At 66.7% G+C, this 261-nt stretch carries 1 protein-coding gene; it reads left to right on the forward strand.

The genetic code is table 11. From position 1 onward, the window contains the following. Nucleotides 1-261: DUF924 family protein (locus Q5762_RS38800; protein ID WP_315897018.1), on the forward strand; the 261-nt coding region annotated here is incomplete at both ends.

A 261-nucleotide genomic window follows, 5' to 3' on the forward strand; every position in this document is an offset into this window, starting at 1 on the left:
CTTCGCGAAGGACCCGGCGCTGGACCGGGTCATCGAGGAGCGTTTCGGAGCACTACGCGAGGCGGTGCTGGCAAGCGATGCCGATGGATGGCGGGACGACCCGGACCGGCTGCTGGCGGCAATCATCCTGCTCGACCAGTTCTCCCGCAACATCTTTCGGGGTAGCGGGAGAGCCTTCGCTGCCGATCCCCTGGCGCGTTCGCTCACGCTGCAAGCGATCGACCGCGGGTGGGAAGACCAATACGGCCCTGAGCAGTTGCG

Origin of the sequence: Streptomyces sp. P9(2023), assembly GCF_032436795.1 — a bacterium.
Taxonomy (GTDB): domain Bacteria; phylum Actinomycetota; class Actinomycetes; order Streptomycetales; family Streptomycetaceae; genus Streptomyces.